This is a genomic window from Streptomyces deccanensis (assembly GCF_022385335.1).
GTDB lineage: Bacteria > Actinomycetota > Actinomycetes > Streptomycetales > Streptomycetaceae > Streptomyces > Streptomyces deccanensis.
This window is the reverse complement of record NZ_CP092431.1, coordinates 8757943-8774223: the sequence shown is the minus strand read 5'-3', so window position 1 is coordinate 8774223 and position 16281 is coordinate 8757943. Positions and strand designations below refer to the sequence as shown.

The 16281-nt window shown below is 71.6% G+C and carries 12 protein-coding genes and 1 pseudogene; 6 read left to right on the top strand and 7 right to left on the bottom strand.

Annotated elements, in window-relative coordinates; genetic code table 11:
• Position 1 precedes the first annotated feature (1 nt).
• The 3 genes from L3078_RS38610 (at position 2) to L3078_RS38600 (ending at position 2969) form a co-directional block, all read left to right on the top strand.
• The gene (locus tag L3078_RS38610) at positions 2-1210 is read left to right on the top strand and encodes an MAB_1171c family putative transporter (RefSeq protein ID WP_239758797.1); all 1209 of its coding nucleotides are present in this window, start codon (positions 2-4) and stop codon (positions 1208-1210) included.
• Positions 1194-2621, top strand: a complete 1428-nt coding sequence (locus L3078_RS38605) for an FAD-dependent monooxygenase (protein WP_239758795.1) — start codon at positions 1194-1196, stop codon at positions 2619-2621. The genes L3078_RS38610 and L3078_RS38605 overlap by 17 nt, the downstream gene beginning before the upstream one ends.
• Before the next feature lie 120 nt (positions 2622-2741).
• Positions 2742-2969: a hypothetical protein gene (locus L3078_RS38600; protein ID WP_239758793.1), complete on the top strand. Its 228-nt coding sequence runs from the start codon at positions 2742-2744 to the stop codon at positions 2967-2969.
• A gap of 127 nt (positions 2970-3096) precedes the next feature.
• Here L3078_RS38600 and L3078_RS38595 read toward each other — a convergent pair whose 3' ends face one another.
• The 3 genes from L3078_RS38595 to L3078_RS38585 are packed head-to-tail and all read right to left on the bottom strand — an operon-like array spanning position 3097 to position 5667.
• Positions 3097-4080 carry a polyprenyl synthetase family protein gene (locus L3078_RS38595; protein ID WP_239758792.1) on the bottom strand — a complete coding sequence of 328 codons (984 nt, stop codon included), beginning with the start codon at positions 4078-4080 and terminating at the stop codon, positions 3097-3099.
• Complete coding sequence (locus L3078_RS38590; protein WP_239758790.1) at positions 4077-4784, bottom strand: 4'-phosphopantetheinyl transferase family protein; 708 nt, start codon at positions 4782-4784, stop codon at positions 4077-4079. The genes L3078_RS38595 and L3078_RS38590 overlap by 4 nt, the downstream gene beginning before the upstream one ends.
• Complete coding sequence (locus tag L3078_RS38585; RefSeq protein ID WP_392314128.1) at positions 4729-5667, bottom strand: metallophosphoesterase family protein; 939 nt, start codon at positions 5665-5667, stop codon at positions 4729-4731. The genes L3078_RS38590 and L3078_RS38585 overlap by 56 nt, the downstream gene beginning before the upstream one ends.
• A 313-nt stretch (positions 5668-5980) precedes the next feature.
• Here L3078_RS38585 and L3078_RS38580 point away from each other — a divergent pair, with 313 nt between their 5' ends.
• Positions 5981-7147 (top strand): ATP-grasp domain-containing protein, encoded by a 1167-nt coding sequence (locus tag L3078_RS38580; RefSeq protein ID WP_239758786.1) that lies wholly within the window; start codon positions 5981-5983, stop codon positions 7145-7147.
• Positions 7148-7379: 232 nt separating this feature from the next.
• Here L3078_RS38580 and L3078_RS38575 read toward each other — a convergent pair whose 3' ends face one another.
• The 4 genes and pseudogenes from L3078_RS38575 to L3078_RS38560 all read right to left on the bottom strand — a co-directional run bounded on the left by L3078_RS38575 (position 7380) and on the right by L3078_RS38560 (position 13753).
• Positions 7380-8261, bottom strand: coding sequence for a sulfotransferase family protein (locus L3078_RS38575; protein ID WP_239758785.1), 882 nt, complete (start codon positions 8259-8261; stop codon positions 7380-7382).
• A 142-nt stretch (positions 8262-8403) separates the two neighbouring features.
• Positions 8404-11456 (bottom strand): annotated as a pseudogene (locus tag L3078_RS38570) (alpha-mannosidase).
• Positions 11457-11539: 83 nt separating this feature from the next.
• Entirely contained in the window at positions 11540-12880 is a 1341-nt protein-coding gene (locus tag L3078_RS38565) for a 6-phospho-beta-glucosidase (protein WP_239758783.1), read from the bottom strand.
• 123 nt (positions 12881-13003) lie between these two features.
• Positions 13004-13753 carry a DeoR/GlpR family DNA-binding transcription regulator gene (locus tag L3078_RS38560; protein ID WP_033529655.1) on the bottom strand — a complete coding sequence of 250 codons (750 nt, stop codon included), beginning with the start codon at positions 13751-13753 and terminating at the stop codon, positions 13004-13006.
• 161 nt (positions 13754-13914) lie between these two features.
• Here L3078_RS38560 and L3078_RS38555 point away from each other — a divergent pair, with 161 nt between their 5' ends.
• Together L3078_RS38555 and L3078_RS38550 are read left to right on the top strand one after the other, a co-directional pair.
• The gene (locus L3078_RS38555) at positions 13915-14934 is read left to right on the top strand and encodes a carbohydrate kinase family protein (protein WP_239758781.1); all 1020 of its coding nucleotides are present in this window, start codon (positions 13915-13917) and stop codon (positions 14932-14934) included.
• A 53-nt stretch (positions 14935-14987) separates the two neighbouring features.
• On the top strand, positions 14988-16268 hold the full coding sequence (locus L3078_RS38550) for an ABC transporter substrate-binding protein (RefSeq protein WP_239758779.1): 1281 nt from the start codon (positions 14988-14990) through the stop codon (positions 16266-16268).
• Positions 16269-16281 lie beyond the last annotated feature (13 nt).

The following is a 16281-nucleotide window of genomic DNA, read 5'->3' as shown; positions in this document are numbered from 1 at the left end:
CATGGACGGGTCCAGCTACTACATTCCGGCCGTCGCGATGACGATCGCGCTCGCCCTCAAGACGCCCGCGCTGCTGCGGAACTGGGGCGATCCGCTGATCAGATCCGTGTGCGCGCTGATGACGCTGGCCGCCCTGGTCTTCTGCTTCGCCGCGCCGCCGACGATCGTCGAGCTCAACCGCGTCACCGGCGTCACCAACGTCTCGGCCGCCGTGGTCTATCTGCTGCTGAGCGCGTTCAGCGGCTCCTGTCTGGTGCTGATCACCAACTGGCGGGGCGGCCCGGCCGAGACGACCCGTCGCCTCTCGCGCCGCTGGATCGCCGGGTACGGCGCGGTGTGCGCGGCGATCGTGACGCTGTTCGTGCTCGGCGACGCCCCCGTGGAGCGGGTGCGGGACTTCGACACGTACTACGCCAACTCCCCGTTCCTGCGCGAGATGATCGTGCTGTACCTGACCGGGTTCATGGTCGCGGGCCTCGCCATGAACGTGATGTGCTGGCGGTGGGCGCTCCAGGTGCGCGGCTGGCTGCGCGCCGGGCTGCTGATCATCGCGTTCGGCTTCCTGCTCAACGTCCCGTTCGCGGGGGTCAAGCTGATCGCCGTGGTGGCCCGCTGGCAGGGCGGCGACCTGGACTATCTGAGCACGTACGTGGCGCCCGTGCTGTCGTCGGTCGGCGCGCAGGTCTGCGCGGTCGGCTTCTGTCTGCCGCTGGCCGGCGAGCGCCTCGGCGACTCCTGGACCATCTGGTCCATGTACCGCCGGCTCGGCCCGCTCTGGCGGGAACTGCGCCCCGTCTGGGCCCAGGCCAGCCACGAGGTGCGGATCTCCTGGTGGGCGCCGGCCCGGCTGCAGATGACCCAGCGCGAGTCCGACATCCACGACGGCATGCTCAGCCTGTACCCGTACTTCGACTCCGCGGTGCGGGCCAAGGCCTACGACGCGGCCGTCGCGTCGGGCTCCGAGCCCGTCCAGGCGCGGGCCGAGGCCGACGCGGCGATGGTGACGGCGGCGGTGCGGGCGAAGGCGGACGACCCGGAGGGCCGGGTCATCAGCTCGGCCCCGGCCGACGCCCCCGCCCCGCCGGCCGAGAACCCCCGTGATCTCGTACGGATGTCCATCGCCCTGCGTCAGTCACCCGTCGTAGCGGCCGCCCGCGAATGGGCCGCCGCGACCAGGTCAGGAAGCGACTTCCATGAGAGAACCCGTTAGCGGCCCGCACGACAGCGCGAGCACGACTCCCCGGCGTGCCGTCGTCGTCGGCGCGGGCCTGGCCGGCCTGCTGGCCGCCGCCGCGCTGCGCGACCACGCCGAGGTCACCGTCGTCGAACGCGACGCGCTGCCCGAGGGGCCGGAGCCCCGCAAGGGCGTGCCGCAGGCCCGGCACGCCCATCTGCTGTGGTCCGGCGGGGCCCGGGCGATGGAGGAGTTGCTGCCGGGTGTCACCGACGCCTGGGTGGCCGCCGGCGCCCGGCGCATCCCGTTGCCGACCGGGCTGGTGTCCCTGTCGCCGCAGGGCTGGCTGCGCCGCTGGCCGGAGATGGAGTTCATGATCGCGTGCAGTCGCGATCTGCTGGAGTCGGTCGTCCGTGACCGGCTCGTCGCCGACGACCGCGTCACCGTGCTGGACCGCACCGAGATCCTGGGCCTGGCGGGCGACGCCTCCCGGGTGACGGGGATCCGGGTCTCCTCCGCCGACGGTGAGGAACGGGTGCTCACGGCCGATCTCGTGGTGGACGCCGCCGGGCGCGGTTCGCGGGGCACGGCCTGGCTCGACGCGCTCGGGGTGGCGCCCGCGCCGATGGAGGAGGTCGACTCCGGGCTCGTGTACGCGAGCCGGATCTTCCGTGCGCCGGCGGGCACCGAGGAGTTCCCGGTGGTCAATGTGCAGCCGGACGGGTCGCAGCCGGTGCCGGGGCGCAGCGCGACGCTCGTGCCCATCGAGGACGGGCGGTGGCTGGTGACGCTGTCGGGCACCCGAGGGGGGCAACCGACCGCCCGTGCCGAGGAGTTCGAGCCGTTCGCCCGGGACGACGTCCGGCATCCCGTCGTGGGCGAGCTGATCTCCCGCGCCGAGCCCCTGACGGACGTCGTGGTCACCCGCAGCACGATCAACCGGCGGCGCTTCTTCGAGAAGGTGTCCGGCTGGCCCGACGGCTTCGTCGCGATCGGCGACTCGGTCGCCACGTACAACCCGATCTACGGCCACGGCATGTCGGTCGCCGCGCAGAGCGCCCTCGCGCTGCGGGAACGGGTCGCGGCGCTCGGCCTCACGGCGCCGGGGCTGGCGCGCCGGGTGCAGAGGGCCGTGGCGAAGCCGGTGTCCCTGGCCTGGGAGCTGGCCACCGGCACGGACATCCGGTACCCGGAGGCCATCGGCAAGCGGCCGAACGCGGCCCAGAGGCTCTTCGGACGCTATGTGGAGCGGCTGATGCGGACCGCGCTCGGCCGGCCCCTGGCCTTCAGGCCGTACCTCGGCGTGGTCACCCTCACCGCGCCGATCAGCGCCCTCGTCCGGCCGGAGGTCGTCCTCGCCGTGCTGCGCGGTCCGCTCAAACCCCCTTTGACGGAACCGCCCCTGACGGACGATGAACGCAGGGCGGTGCTGGGAGCGGGCTCCTAGGGCGACTTGCGCGCGCGGGAGAGCGGGATTGTCAGTGGTGGACGGCAAGCTGGGAGGGTGCCACCCCTCTGCCGGGGCGGGCACGGAGTTTCGCCGATCCGACCAGGGGAGAGCCGTTCGATGCCGACCGCCGTACTGACCGACCGCGAACGCGCCGCCGTACAGGCCTATCTGCGGCTGCTGGGCACCGTACGAGCAGCGTTCGACGGGCCGCCGGAGTCCCGCCGACCACCCGTGGTGCCGCCCGCCGCGCTCGCCGAGGCGGAGCGGGCGCTGGCGGCGGCGGGCCTCTCGGGCAACGAGCAGGAGTTCTTCGAACTGCTGCGGAGCTGGTGCCCGGAAGTCTGAGCGCGCGGGTGGTGACGGTCCGCCGGGTGTTCCTCCGGCGGGCCGCCGCCGGTTCCGGACCAGGGCCGCCGCCGGTCCCGGTCCAGGGCCGCCGCCGGTTCCGGACCAGGCCGTCGCCGGTTCCGGTCTAGGGCCGGCTCTCGGTCAGGTACATCCCGGCGGCCTGGTCGACCAGTTGTCGCAGGGCCGGGAGGTAGGTCTCGTCGCCGCCCAGTGCGTCGAGGACGCGGTGCGCGTCGTCGCGGAACGCCGCGAGGTCCTTCTCGAACCGCCGCAGCACGGCGGGAGCGAGCAGCAGGGCGCGCAGGCGCGCACGGGCCTGTTCGGAGTCGCGCGCGGCGCGTCCGAGTTCCGCGATGCGGTCCCCGGCGCCGGGGGACGCCTCCTCCAGGGCGCAGGCGAGGAGGTAGGTGACCGTGCCGTTGCGCAGGTCCTCGTCACGGCCGGAGAGCAGGTCCTCCTGGTCGTTGAAGAGCTGCCAGAGGATGCCGAACACGTCGCCGAACTCCCGCCACAGTTCGGTGCGTTCGGTTGAGGCACCGGAGAGGATCGCGGCCATCGCCGTGATCATGCCGAAGGGGGCGCCGGACTTCCCGCGATAGGCGGCCACGACCGCGTCGCGGGAGGCGTTCGCCAGGTCGCCGCGCAGGTCCCGCAGTTGGCCCTCGACGGCGTCGATCCAGCAGTCGACGATCTCGCGGGTGAGGGCGTTGCGCACCGCGTCCGGCACCGACTGGGCCTGCACGACCCTGATGGGCAGGGCCTGTCCGCTGAGGACGGACGCCAGCAGCGCCTCGTCCGTGCCGAGTCCGGCGGGGGTGTGCGCGCCGTGGCCGTCGGCGAGGTCGTCGAGGTAGCAGGCGGAGGTCCACCACAGGACGTGCACGGCCGACAGGGGGACGGCCGGTCCCGGGGCCCCGGTCTCGGAGCCGTGCACCAGGAGCGGGAGCACGGACAGCGGGTATTTCATCTGCTGGTGGTCCAACAGCCCGGATATGGATCTTCGGACCGACGCGGCCGACGGGCCGAGGCCTTCCAGGGCGCCGGCGATCTCCGCGTCGATGTCCGACGCGACCTGTCTGTGCAGCTCCGCATAGGAAAGCGTGTTCATCTGGCGTCCTCGTCGTCCGTCGGAAAGGGAACCGAAACCGCCGTCGCCACCAGCCCCCGCCGGACGGTCCAGCGTCCGTCGAGAACACCGACACGACGGCCGTCCACCACCGGTCCTGGCACGAGGAGTTCGGCGCGCAGCCCGCCGGAGCGGCCGTCGGGGTCGACGGTCAGCTCGATGTCGGCCTCCGAGAAGTCCAGCCACCGCCGGGTGAGCGGGAACCACGCCTTGTAGACGGACTCCTTGGCGCTGAAGAGCAGCCGGTCCCAGTGGACCGAGGGGTGGTCGGCGGTCAGACGGCGCAGTCGCGTCTCCTCGGCGGGGAGGGCGATCGCCGTCAGGACGCCCTCGGGCAGGGCGTCGTGGGGCTCGGCGTCGATGCCGAGGGAGGCGAGATCGACGGCGCGGACCAGGGCGGCGGCGGCGTACCCCTCGCAGTGGGTCATGCTGCCGGCCAGACCGTCCGGCCAGCCGGGAGCACCGCGCTCGCCCGGCACTATCGCCCGCGGGGCGACCCCGAGCTTCTCCATGGCCCGCCGGGCGCAGGCACGGACGAGGGTGAACTCACGGCGCCGCTTCGGCACCGCCCGGGCGATGACCGCCTCCTCCTCGGGGTACAGCTCGACCCCCTCGACGGCGGCGGCCGCTTCATGGGCGTGCGCCTCCACGACCACGACCGCTCCCGGGAGCAGTTCCTCGATCACCGGCTCCGACCTCCATCGGCAGAATGCGGCGCAGCCTGCCCGGGGGTTCCGGACGCGGTCGCCACTCGCGGGGGTATCCCACGGACACCTCTTCGAAGCGGACCCCGTCCAGCCAGGTGGTCCGCGGGATGTGCAGATGGCCGTAGACCATGACCTCGACGTTGAACCGCCGGTGCCAGTCGGCGGTCAGCTCGGTGCCGCACCACATGGCGAACTCGGGGTACCACAGGACGTCCGTCGGGTGCCGGTCGAGGGGGTAGTGGTTGACCAGCACCTTCGGCAGGTCGGCCGGCAGTTCGGCGAGCCTGCGTTCGGTCTCGGCGACGCGGGCGCGGCACCAGTCCTCGCGGCTCGGGTAGGGGTCGGGGTACAGCACGTGCTCGTCGGTGCAGACCACTCCGGTGCCGTGCGCGTACTCCAGGCCCTCCGCCTTGGTGGCGCAGCCCTCGGGCAGGAACGAGTAGTCGTACAGCAGGAACAGCGGCGCGATCACCACCGGGCCGCCGGGGCCCTCCCAGAGGGGGTAGGGGTCCTCGGGGGTGACGACGCCCAGCTCCCGGCAGAGGGCGACGAGGTGGTCGTACCGTTCGACGCCCTTGTACGGGACGGTCTCGCTGGGGTGGGTCCACAGTTCGTGGTTGCCGGGGACCCAGACGACCTTGGCGAAGCGGTCGGCGAGGGTGCGGAGCGCCCAGCGGATGTCGGCGACCTTCTCGGAGACGTCGCCGGCCACGAGCAGCCAGTCGTCGTCGCTCTCCGGGCGCATCCGCTCGACCAGCGCGCGGTTCTCGGGATAGCCGATGTGCAGATCACTCACGGCCAGCAGATTTCCGTGACGGCCGACCCTCGACTCCACCCGCGCTCCCTTCCGGACACCGAACATCAACACGAGAACACAGGTGCGCACCCGTGGACAAGCCCGACCTGCCGTGCCACCGCCCCGTCTCTCCGGGGAGGCCGTCGGCACGTACGGGAGCGCCGTCGGCCCGTACGGGAGCGCCGTCGCCCCGCCCGAAACGCCGTCGCACGAGGATTAACACGCGCGTGACAGAAACCTGGGCCCCGGTGGCCGTATGATCCGTCCTACACCACCGCCACGCCCGTCCTTCGCGTACGGCGGTTCGGCGTACCTCCATCCCCCCTGGCCGGGCACGGCCTGCTTCGCCCTGCCCGCGAACCTTGGAAAGGCGGCCTGCATGGTCTCTCGCGTACGCGTCTGGCTCAACCGCACGTACGCGGAGAATGTCTTCTTCATGGATCAGCTGCGGCATAATCCGCACGCTCGTCCGGTGGACATCCATGCCACGCACGGCGACGCCGACTCCCCCGTACTCGCCGCCGCCGACACCGCCGACCTGGAGCCCGAAGGCCTCTCCCCCGCCGCGTACGTGGAGTACGCGCTGGACCAGTGCGCCAAGCGCGGCATCGACGTGTTCGTGCCCCGGCTGCACCAGGCCGCCCTCGCCGCGCACCGCGAGGAGTTCGCGGCCGTCGGTACGGCCCTGCTGGCGCCGAGCGCCGGGGCCATCGAGGTCTTCGAGGACAAGGTGACCGCGTACGAGGCGGTCCAGGAGCACGGGGTGCCGGTCCCGCCGTGGTTCCGCGTCACGAACGCCGATGAACTCGTGGCCGCGGTCGAGGAGTTGGAGGCCGGGGGGCACAAGGCGTGCTTCAAGCCGGCGTCCGGGGCGGGCGGTGTCGGCTTCCGCGTCGTCACGCGCGCCCCCTTCTCGCTCGATCACCTCAGCGGTTTCCCGAGCCCGTACGTGCAGCTCGACATGGTCGTGGAGGCGGTGCGGGCGGCCGAGGAGCCGGTCGACTGGATGGTGATGCCGCGGCTGGAGCAGCCTGAGGTGTCCGTCGACTGCCTCACCGGCCCCGACGGGCGGGTCCGGATGGCCGTGGGCCGCACCAAGAACGGCCGTCGGCGCGGGTTCACGCTCCATCCCGCGTGGATCGAGCCGGCGCGGCGGATCGCGGAGCGGTTCGGGCTGCACTACCTGACGAACATCCAGTTCCGGATGTACGGCGACGAGCCGGTCCTGATGGACGTCAACACGCGTCCGGCGGGTGGGCTGCACCAGCTCGCGCTGTGCGGGATCAACGCGCCGTGGGCGGCTGTGCGGTTGGCGCTCGGCGAGGAGCCGGGGGAGGTGCTGCCGGCGCGGTTGGGGCAGGACTACACGGTGGTGTCGGGGCCGCGGCCGGTGCGGCCGGTGTCGTTGCCGCATCAGGTGGCGGAGGTGCCTGTGGCCGAGGTGCCGGTCGCCGAGGTGGCCGTCGCGGTGGATGCGCGGCCGGTGGCTGTGGCGCCGCCGGTGGCCTGCAAGCCGACCGCCGCGGACCGGCCACTCGCCGTCTGAGCCTTCTCGCCCCCGCCGCCCCTACCCGTCCCATCCTGAAGGGGCTGCGCCCCTTCGACCCCCAGCCGTCCGCCCGGTGGGGCTTCTCGCGCAGTTCCCCGCGCCCCTTTCAGGGGCGCGGGGAACTGCGCGAACGGGGTCCGGGGCGGAGCCCCGAGTCTTTGACGCGGGGGGCGAAGGGGCGCGCGGCCCCTGGGGATGGGACGGGTAGGGGCGGCGGGGGCGAGGAAGGTCAGGGGGTGTAGCCCCAGGCTTCGGCCAGTTTCTGGAGGCGGGGTGGGAGTTCCGCTGTCGGGTCCGCGGGGCGGGCCGGTTGGATGCGGCCGGACTTGATCGTGGTGGACCAGTCACCGAGTTGGGGACGGAAGGCGCCATGGTCCTGGCTGCCGTAGTCGAGCATCCCCGCCTCCCACTCCACCCCCAGGTACTCACAGATGCCCCGCGTGACCTTCTCCGGCTCCGCCGTCAGCTCCTCGTACCGGATCACGTGCACGGGAAGGTTCGACCGGGCCTCCTCCAGCTTCTCGCTGTAGGCGAGGACCTCCGCGCGGATCGCCTCGTGGTCGGGGTCGGTGCGACGGCTCGTGAGGGACTGCACCACCGCCCCGGGGTGACGCAGCAGCAGCAGATAGCGGGCGTTCGGCCAACATCGGTGCAGCCGTGGCCAGATCAGCGTGTTGGGCGGGGTCTTGTCGACGATGACCTGCTTGCCGCTGCGGGTGAGCTCGTGGTGGAGGATGCGGTCCCACAGGACGTGCTCCAGCTCGGTCTTGTCGAGTTCGAGCGCCTTCATCGCGTCCCCGGTGAAGTCCCGGGAGAGATGGACGTGGACGGTCCGCAGGTGCATCTCGTGCGGCGCGCGGATCTGACTGTGGCTGTTGAGGATCACCCGCAGCAGCGTCGAGCCGGAGCGCACCGAGGACAGGACGAAGACCGGGGCGTCCACCAGCCGGGTCGCGCGCGGGGCGACGTACGGCGCCTCGGCGGGCGCGCTGTCGGTCCGGGGCGCGGGCACGGCGTTCAGCGGCTTGCGCGGCGGGCTCACCGCCTCGGCGATCAGCCTGCCACGGCGCCTGAGCCCCTTGCCGATCACGGACATGCGCGGATCTCGCACGATGACACCTCACAACTTTCTTCGCACTGTCGCGTTGCCCCGTATCACAGGGGCAGTGGGCGAATTCCAGGTGTCGTGGAGGGAACGCGCAGTGGTCGCGGCGGGCGGTGCACCCGCCGCGACCAGCCGATTTACCGGTTCCTTAATTCTTCGTGGGAAGAACCGCCAGCCGCAGCGTCTGCACCTCGAACGGGCGCAGTGTCACCGGGACGCCGTCGCCGTCCGTGGCCGCCTCCGACAGGGGGCGTTCCAGCAGGTCGGTGAGCTGGGCCCCGGCGAGCGGGAAGCCGGTGCGCAGGACGCCCCGGGCCCGGCCGCCGCTCGACTCGTAGACGCGGACCACGACGTCGCCGGAGGCGTCGTCGGCGAGCTTGACCGCCTCGACGGTGACGCCCTCGCCGTCCACGGACACGACCGGTGCGGGGGCGCCCGCCGCGTCCGCGACGCGCAGCGGCAGGTTGAGGGCGTAGCCCTCGGCGACCGCGTCCTCGATGCTCGCGCCGGGGAGGAGCGAGTACGTGAGGCGGTGCCTGCCCTGGTCGGCCTCGGGGTCCGGGATGCGCGGGGCGCGGACCAGGCTGAGGCGGACCGTGGTGGTCGTACCGCCGTCCTCGCGGACGGTGCGGGAGACGTCGTGGCCGTACGTCGAGTCGTTGATGACCGCGACGCCGTAGCCGGGTTCGCCGACGTGCACCCAGCGGTGGCCGGAGACCTCGAAGCGGGCCGCCTCCCAGCTGGTGTTGGTGTGGGTGGGGCGCTGGATGTGGCCGAACTGGATCTCGGCGGAGGAGTGGGCGGCGCGGACGTCGATGGGGAAGCCGGCCTTGAGGAACTTCTCGGCCTCGTGCCAGTCGATGTCCGTCTCGAAGTCGATCCGGGGGCTGCCGGCGCGCAGGGTGATCGTCTGGGTGATGCGGGAGCCCTTGCCGAACGCGCGCTCGACGCGGATGGCCCCGAGGAGGGGGTCCTCCTCGACCACGGTGATCGAATCGGCGTCCAGCAGGTCCGTGTAGCGGTTCCTGTAGTGCTTGTCGACGTCCCAGGCGTCCCAGTAGTTGGGGAGGTCGGTGTGCAGGCGCAGCAGGTTGCCCTTGTCGCCGAGGACCTCGCGGTCGGCGACCAGGTCGCGGACCGAGGCGAGGGTGCCGTCCTCGGCGATCTCGACCCGGACCAGGCCGTTGTCGAGGACGCGGCCGGAGACGGTGACGGGGTGCGGGGGTTCGGCGGGGGTGAGGGGGCGCTGCCGTTCGCGGGAACCGTGACGTACACGGGCGCGCCCCCGGCCGTGCGGACGACCTCGGCACGGTCGCGCGGGCTGGTGTTGAACACACGCGGGTCACCGCCGCCGAGCGCCGCGACGGCCTCCCGCGTCAGCTCCTCCAGCTCCTTCGCCACCCGTGCGTACTCCGCCTCCGCCTCGCGGTGCACCCAGGCGATCGAGGAGCCCGGCAGGATGTCGTGGAACTGGTGGAGGAGGACCGTCTTCCAGAGGCGGTCGAGCTTCTCGTACGGGTAGTCGTAGTCCGGCGCGTGGAGCGCGGCCGTCGTCGCCCACAGCTCGGCCTCGCGGAGCCGGTGCTCGCTGCGGCGGTTGCCCTGCTTGGTGCGGGCCTGGGAGGTGTAGGTGGCGCGGTGGAGTTCGAGGTACAGCTCGCCGTTCCAGACGGGGGCGTCCTCGTACTCGGCGCGGGCCTTGGCGAAGAACTCGTCGGGGTGTTCGACGACGACCTTCGGGGAGCCTTCGAGGTCGGCGAGGCGGCGGGCGCGTTCCATGATCTCGCGGGTGGGGCCGCCGCCGCCGTCGCCCCAGCCGAAGGGGGCCAGGGAGCGCGTACCGGCGCCCTTCTCCTGGTAGTTGCGGACCGCGCGGTCCATCTCCTCGCCGCTGAAGCGGGCGTTGTAGGTGTCGACCGGCGGGAAGTGGGTGAAGATGCGGGTGCCGTCGATGCCCTCCCACCAGAAGGTGTGGTGGGGGAAGCGGTTGGTCTGGTTCCAGGAGATCTTCTGGGTGAGGAACCAGTCGTTGCCGGCGAGCTTGGCGAGCTGCGGGTAGGAGGCGTTGTAGCCGAAGGAGTCCGGCAGCCAGACGCCCTTGGTCTCGATGCCGAAGTGCTCGATGAAGAACCGCTTGCCGTGGACGAGCTGGCGGGCGATGGCCTCGCCGCCGGGCAGGTTGCCGTCGGACTCGACCCACATGCCGCCGACCGGGACCCACTGGCCCTTGTCGACGGCCTTCTTGATCCGCTCCCACACCTGCGGGTAGTTGTCGCGCACCCACTCGTACTGCACGGCCTGGGAGCAGGCGAAGATGAAGTCCTCGTACTCGTCGGCCAGCGCGGTGACGTTGGAGAAGGTGCGGGAGGTCTTGCGCTTGGTCTCGCGGATCGGCCAGAGCCAGGCGGAGTCGATGTGGGCGTGGCCGACACCGGAGATGGTGTGGGCGCTGGCGTGGGCGGGCTTGGCGAGGACCGGGGCGAGGATCTCGCGGACGGCCGTGGCGCTGCCGGAGACGTCGTCGAGGTCGACGGCGTCCATGGCCCGGTCCAGGGCGTGCAGGATCTCGTGGCGGCGGGGCTCGTGCTCGCCGAGGTGGACCATCAGCTCGCGCAGCACTTGGAGGTCCAGGTCGAGGTGGAAGACCTCCTCGTCGAGGACGGCGATGTCGGCGCGCCGGAAGGTGTAGAGCGGCTTGTCGCCGGCGGTGAGGATGTCGCCGAGCGGGGTGATCTTGGAGAAGTTGTCGGCGAGGATGTCGGGGTTGGAGGCCGCCTCGACGAGGTAGTCGATGCTCTCGCCGCCCCGGACCGGGTTGCCGATCGGCACGTACTGGTTGAGCGGGTTGACGGCCTTCAGCGGGGTGCCGTCGGCGAGGTGGACGAGGGCCTCGGCCTGGTTGCCCGGCCAGTCGCCGACGAAGCCGAGGTCGATGACGGCCTCGACGCGGCGGCCCGCCCATTCGGCGGGGACCTGTCCGCGCATCCGGAACCAGGTGGTGCCCCACGGCGGGCCCCAGGGGGTGTCCATGGCGAACGGGGCGTACGAGGCGGCCGCGGCCTCCTCGAAGGGGACCGGTTCGCCCGGCGCCTGCCAGGCCGCGACCTCGAAGGGGACGGAGGCCGCGTAGACGGCGGGCTTGATGCGTTGGGTGTGGACGCGCTCTACGCGTTCCTCGATCCGGCGGCGTTCGTCATGCATGTGAGGTCTCCAGAGAGGGCGGTGCGGGAGCGGGTGGAGAGGCAGGGACGGGACAGGTCGGAAAGCGCTTTCCGGGCGGGAGCCTACTTCAGGTACCCCAGGCCAGGGTGCACGGCCGTGTAACCCTCGACCAGACGGCGGGCCACGTTGACGGAGTCCACCAGGGGGTGCAGGGCGAAGGCCTTCACGGCGGTGGTGCGGGAACCCGCCTCGGCCGCCGCCAGGACCTCGCGCTCGACGGCCTTGACCGCGCAGACCAGGCCGGTGGCGTGGTCCGGCAGGGGCGCGACGGAGACCGGGTGGGCCCCGTTGGCGTCGACCAGGCAGGGCACCTCGATGACGGCCTCGGTGTCGAGGGTCGTGAGGGTGCCCTTGTTGCGGACGTTGAGGATGAGGGTGGTGCGCTCGTCGCGGGCGATGGCCCGCATCAGGGCGAGGGCGACCTTCTCGTAGCCGCCGGAGAGGTCGTCGGCGTCGCGTTCACCGGCGCCGGCCGTCTCCCGGTTCTCCGACATGTAGGTGGCCTCGCGCTCGGCGCGGGTGCGGTCCCAGGCCTTGAGGGCGTGGGCGTCGGGGCGGCGCATCTCCTCGTAGAAATGGGCCTGTTGCTCCTTGAGGAAGGCGCCGCGGGTCTTCTCGACGGCCTGGTAGGCGCGGACGGCCTCGCGGTTGAAGTAGTAGTAGTGCAGGTACTCGTTGGGGATCGCGCCGAGGGACTGGAGCCAGTCGACGCCGAAGAGCTTGCCCTCCTCGAAGGAGCCGAGCAGGTCGCGGTCGGCGAGGAGGCGGGGCAGTTCGTCGCGGCCGGCGATGTGCAGACCGCGGACCCAGCCGAGGTGGTTGAGGCCGACGTAGTCGATCCAGGCCTCGGCCGGTTTGGCCGCCCCGAGGACGCGGGCGATCCGGCGGCCGAGGCCCACGGGTGAGTCGCAGATGCCGATGACGCGGTCGCCGAGGTGGCGGGACATGGCCTCGGTGACCAGACCGGCCGGGTTGGTGAAGTTGATGACCCAGGCGTCGGGGGCGAGGCGGGCCACGCGCCGGGCGATGTCCACGGCGACCGGGACCGTGCGCAGACCGTAGGCGATGCCGCCGGCGCCGACGGTCTCCTGGCCGAGGACACCCTCGTCGAGGGCGACGCGCTCGTCGTTCGCGCGGCCCTCCAGGCCGCCCACGCGGATCGCGGAGAAGATGAAGTCAGCGCCGGTCAGGGCCTCGTCGAGGTCGGTGGTGGCGGTCACCTCGGGGGCGTCGGGGACGTCCGCGGCCTGCTCGGCGAGGACGCGGGTGACGGCGGAGAGCCGCTCGGCGTCCAGGTCGTGCAGGACGACATGGGTGACCCGGCCCTCGGCGCGGTCCCCGAGGAGCGCCCCGTACACGAGGGGCACCCGGAATCCTCCGCCGCCCAGAATCGTCAGCTTCACGCAACTACCACCTTTGCCGATCGTGCGTTTGTGCGGGCCGTTCGGACACTGCTCGTCCGGGCCGTTCCGCCACCGTGCGCGGGCGGGGCCCGACACGTGTCAGCCTCCCCGCCCCGGGGGCGGTCATGGCGTGACCACTTCGACCCCCGCCTCCTCCAACGACGCCCGGGTGGCCTGCTCCACCGGCCCGTTGGTGACGACGACGTCGAGTTCCCTGGGTCCGCAGACCTTCGCCATCCCCGTGCCGGGGAACTTCGCGGAGTCGGCGAGCAGGACGACCCTGTCGCTCGCCCTGATCATCGCGCGTTTGACGGGGACCTCGACGACGGTCGTGTCCATCACCTGTCCACCGGGGCGCACTCCACTCGTACCGAGGAAGAGCCAGTCGGCGTGCAGTTGACGGAGGTTGTCCTCGGTGAGGAAGCCGACGAGGGAGCGGTACTCGCGGCGGACCATGCCGCCGAGCAGCACCAGTTCGATGCCCTCGTCGTCGGCCAGTTCCTCATAGACCACCAGGTTGCTGGTGATCACGGTGAGGCGGCGGCCGTGCAACTGCCGGGCCAGGCGGTAGGCGGTGGTCCCGATGTCGAGCAGCACGGACTGGCCGTCGTGGACCATCGACGCGGCCTTCGCCGCTATCGCGTCCTTCTCGGCCACCCGCACCTCGGCGACCTCGGCGAAGGGCTGGTCGCCCTCGTCCACGACCGCGCCGCCGTGCACCCGGGTGAGCAGCCCCTCCTCCTCCAGCCGGACGAGGTCACGCCGGATGGTGGCGGGGCTCACACCGAGCTGTTCGGACAGGTCGGTGACCGCCGCCGGCCCGCCAGATCGCAGGGCCCGCAGGATGAGTTGGTGTCGTCTCTCTGCCAGCACGCGCTGAACAGTACTCGTCATTCCCAATCAAATCCATGCTCACTTCTGCTCGACTCTTGCCAAACCTCTCGGAGGCGCGCACGATCTGTGCACCGAAATTGAAGACTTTTGAAGAGTGATCTTCGAAGGCCTTCCCCAGGTCTCGACGAGAGGGTGCACGCGTGGACGACGACCGGCCCGACGTGCTGCTGACCGGGCTGCTCTTCTACGACCTCGTACTCACGGGGCTGGGCAGGCCGCCCACACCCGGCGAGGAGATCTGGACCGACGGCATGGGCTGCGGTCCGGGCGGCATCGCCAACCTGGCGGTGGCCACCGCCCGTTTCGGCCTGCGGACCTCGCTGGCCACGGTCTTCGGCGACGACTACTACGGCCAGTACTGCCGTGAGGTCCTCGCCGGGCAGGAGGGCGTCGACCTCTCCCTCTCGCGCACCGCCGACGGCTGGCACACCCCCGTCACCGTCTCCCTCGCCCACGGTCACGACCGGGCCCTGGTCACCCACGGCCAGGAACCGCCCTACTCGCAGGACGTCCTGATGGGCGACCCGCCCGAGGCGCGCACGGCGCTCGTGCACATCGAGGCCGAGCCGCGCGAGTGGCTCGCCAAGGCCGCCGCGAACGGCACGCTCGTCTACGCGGACGTCGGCTGGGACCCCACCCAGCAGTGGTCGCGCGACCTGCTCGACCAACTCGCCCTGTGCCACGCCTTCCTCCCCAACGAGACCGAGGCGATGGCCTACACCCGCACCGACAGCGCGGTCGCCGCGCTCGGCACCCTGAGCGAGCTGGTGCCGGTGGCCGTGGTCACCCGCGGCGGCGAGGGCGCGGTCGCGGTGGACCAGACGACCGGGGAGTACGCGGAGGTGCCTGCCCTGGACGTCGACGTGCTCGACGCGACGGGCGCCGGCGACGTCTTCGGCGCGAGCTTCGTCGCCGCCTCCCTCGGCGGCTGGCCCCTGACGGAACGGCTGCGGTTCGCCGTCCTGTCCGCCGGACTCTCCGTGGGCCGGCACGGCGGAGGCCTCGCCGCGCCCGGCTGGTACGGCGTCGAGCGCTGGTGGCGCTCGCTGACCGACCCCGAGCTGAAGCAGGCCTACGGCTTCCTCGCGGACCGCATCCCCGCCGACGTCGGCCCACCGGTGCGCCACGCCCCGGTCACCCCGCCCGCGCGGCCCCACTGACCCCACGAACAAAAGCCCTGAAGTACCACGAACAGGAACAAACAGGAGTGACCGTGGACCTTTCTCGTAGAGGCTTCCTCCAGGCCGCCGTGTTCACCGCGGCCGCCTCCGGCCTGACCGTCGCCTGCGGCGGCGGCTCCGATTCCGGCGGCACCAAGAACGGCAAGAACCTCACCATGTGGTACTGGGGCGGAGCCCTCAGCGACAAGGTGGTCGCCGAGGCCAAGACGCACTTCAAGAGCCAGATCAAGCTGACCAGTTCCTCCATCGGAGGCGACTTCAAGCAGAAGCTCACCACCACGCTCGCGGCGGGCGGCTCCTCCGTGCCGGACATCACCGGCATCAAGGGCGAGGACATCGCCTCCTTCCTGCCCAACGCGGACCGCTTCCTCGACCTGAACGACCTGGGCTTCAAGAAGATCTCCTCCCAGTACCTGGAGTGGAAGACCAAGCTCGCCCAGACCGAGGACGGCAAGCAGATCGGCTTCCCGATCGACATCGGCCCCACCGCGCTCTTCTACCGGGCGGACCAGTTCGAGAAGGCGGGGCTGCCCTCCGACCCGGCGAAGGTCGCCGCGGAGGCCAAGACCTGGGACGACTACTTCGCGCTCGGCACCGAGCTGAAGAAGGCGCTGCCCGGCACCTTCCTCATCAACAACATGGGCTCGGTGTTCAGCATCGCGGTCGGCCAGGGCACCAAGCGGTTCATCGACCAGGACAACCACTTCATCGGCGACCAGGACCACATCCGCGCCGCGTGGGACCACGCGATCCGTGCCTACACGCTCGGCCTCGACGCCAAGATCAACGACCAGAGCTGGAACGCCGCCGTCGGCAAGAGCCTGACCACCGAGGTCGGCGCCGCCTGGCACGCGCTGGACATCGAGTCGGCCGCGCCGAACACCAAGGGCAAGTGGCGGGTCTGCGCGACCCCCGGCGGACCGGCCAACCAGGGCGGCTCCTATCTGACCCTGCCCAAGCAGTGCCGGAACCCCGAAGAGGCGTTCAAGATCATCAGCTGGATCCTCAGCCCGGAGAACAACGCCAAGAGCTTCGCCGACGCCACCATCTTCCCCGCCTCCCCGGAGACGTACGCGATGCCGGCCATGACCGGCCCCGACGCCTTCTTCGGCGGGCAGAAGATCATCGAGGTCTTCGGTCCGGCCGCCGAGGCCATCCCCGTCAGCTACGAGGCGCCCGCCGACTCCGCGGTCATGGCCCCCTTCATGGCCGAGCTGACCAGCATCGAGGCCAAGGGCAAGAAGCCCGACGACGCCTGGAACGACGCGGTCTCCCAGGCCAAGCAGATCGCCAGGCGACAGGGGGTGAAGTGAGGTGTCGTCACCT

What these genes read in the sequence shown, in the direction of transcription:
- L3078_RS38580 (WP_239758786.1), top strand. Translation starts at nt 5,981, where the DNA reads ATGGTCTCTCGCGTACGCGTCTGGCTCAACCGCACGTACGCGGAGAAT.
- L3078_RS38610 (WP_239758797.1), top strand. Translation starts at nt 2, where the DNA reads ATGGACGGGTCCAGCTACTACATTCCGGCCGTCGCGATGACGATCGCG.
- L3078_RS38605 (WP_239758795.1), top strand. Translation starts at nt 1,194, where the DNA reads ATGAGAGAACCCGTTAGCGGCCCGCACGACAGCGCGAGCACGACTCCC.
- L3078_RS38585 (WP_392314128.1), bottom strand. Translation starts at nt 5,667, where the DNA reads ATGTTCGGTGTCCGGAAGGGAGCGCGGGTGGAGTCGAGGGTCGGCCGT.
- L3078_RS38600 (WP_239758793.1), top strand. Translation starts at nt 2,742, where the DNA reads ATGCCGACCGCCGTACTGACCGACCGCGAACGCGCCGCCGTACAGGCC.
- L3078_RS38595 (WP_239758792.1), bottom strand. Translation starts at nt 4,080, where the DNA reads ATGAACACGCTTTCCTATGCGGAGCTGCACAGACAGGTCGCGTCGGAC.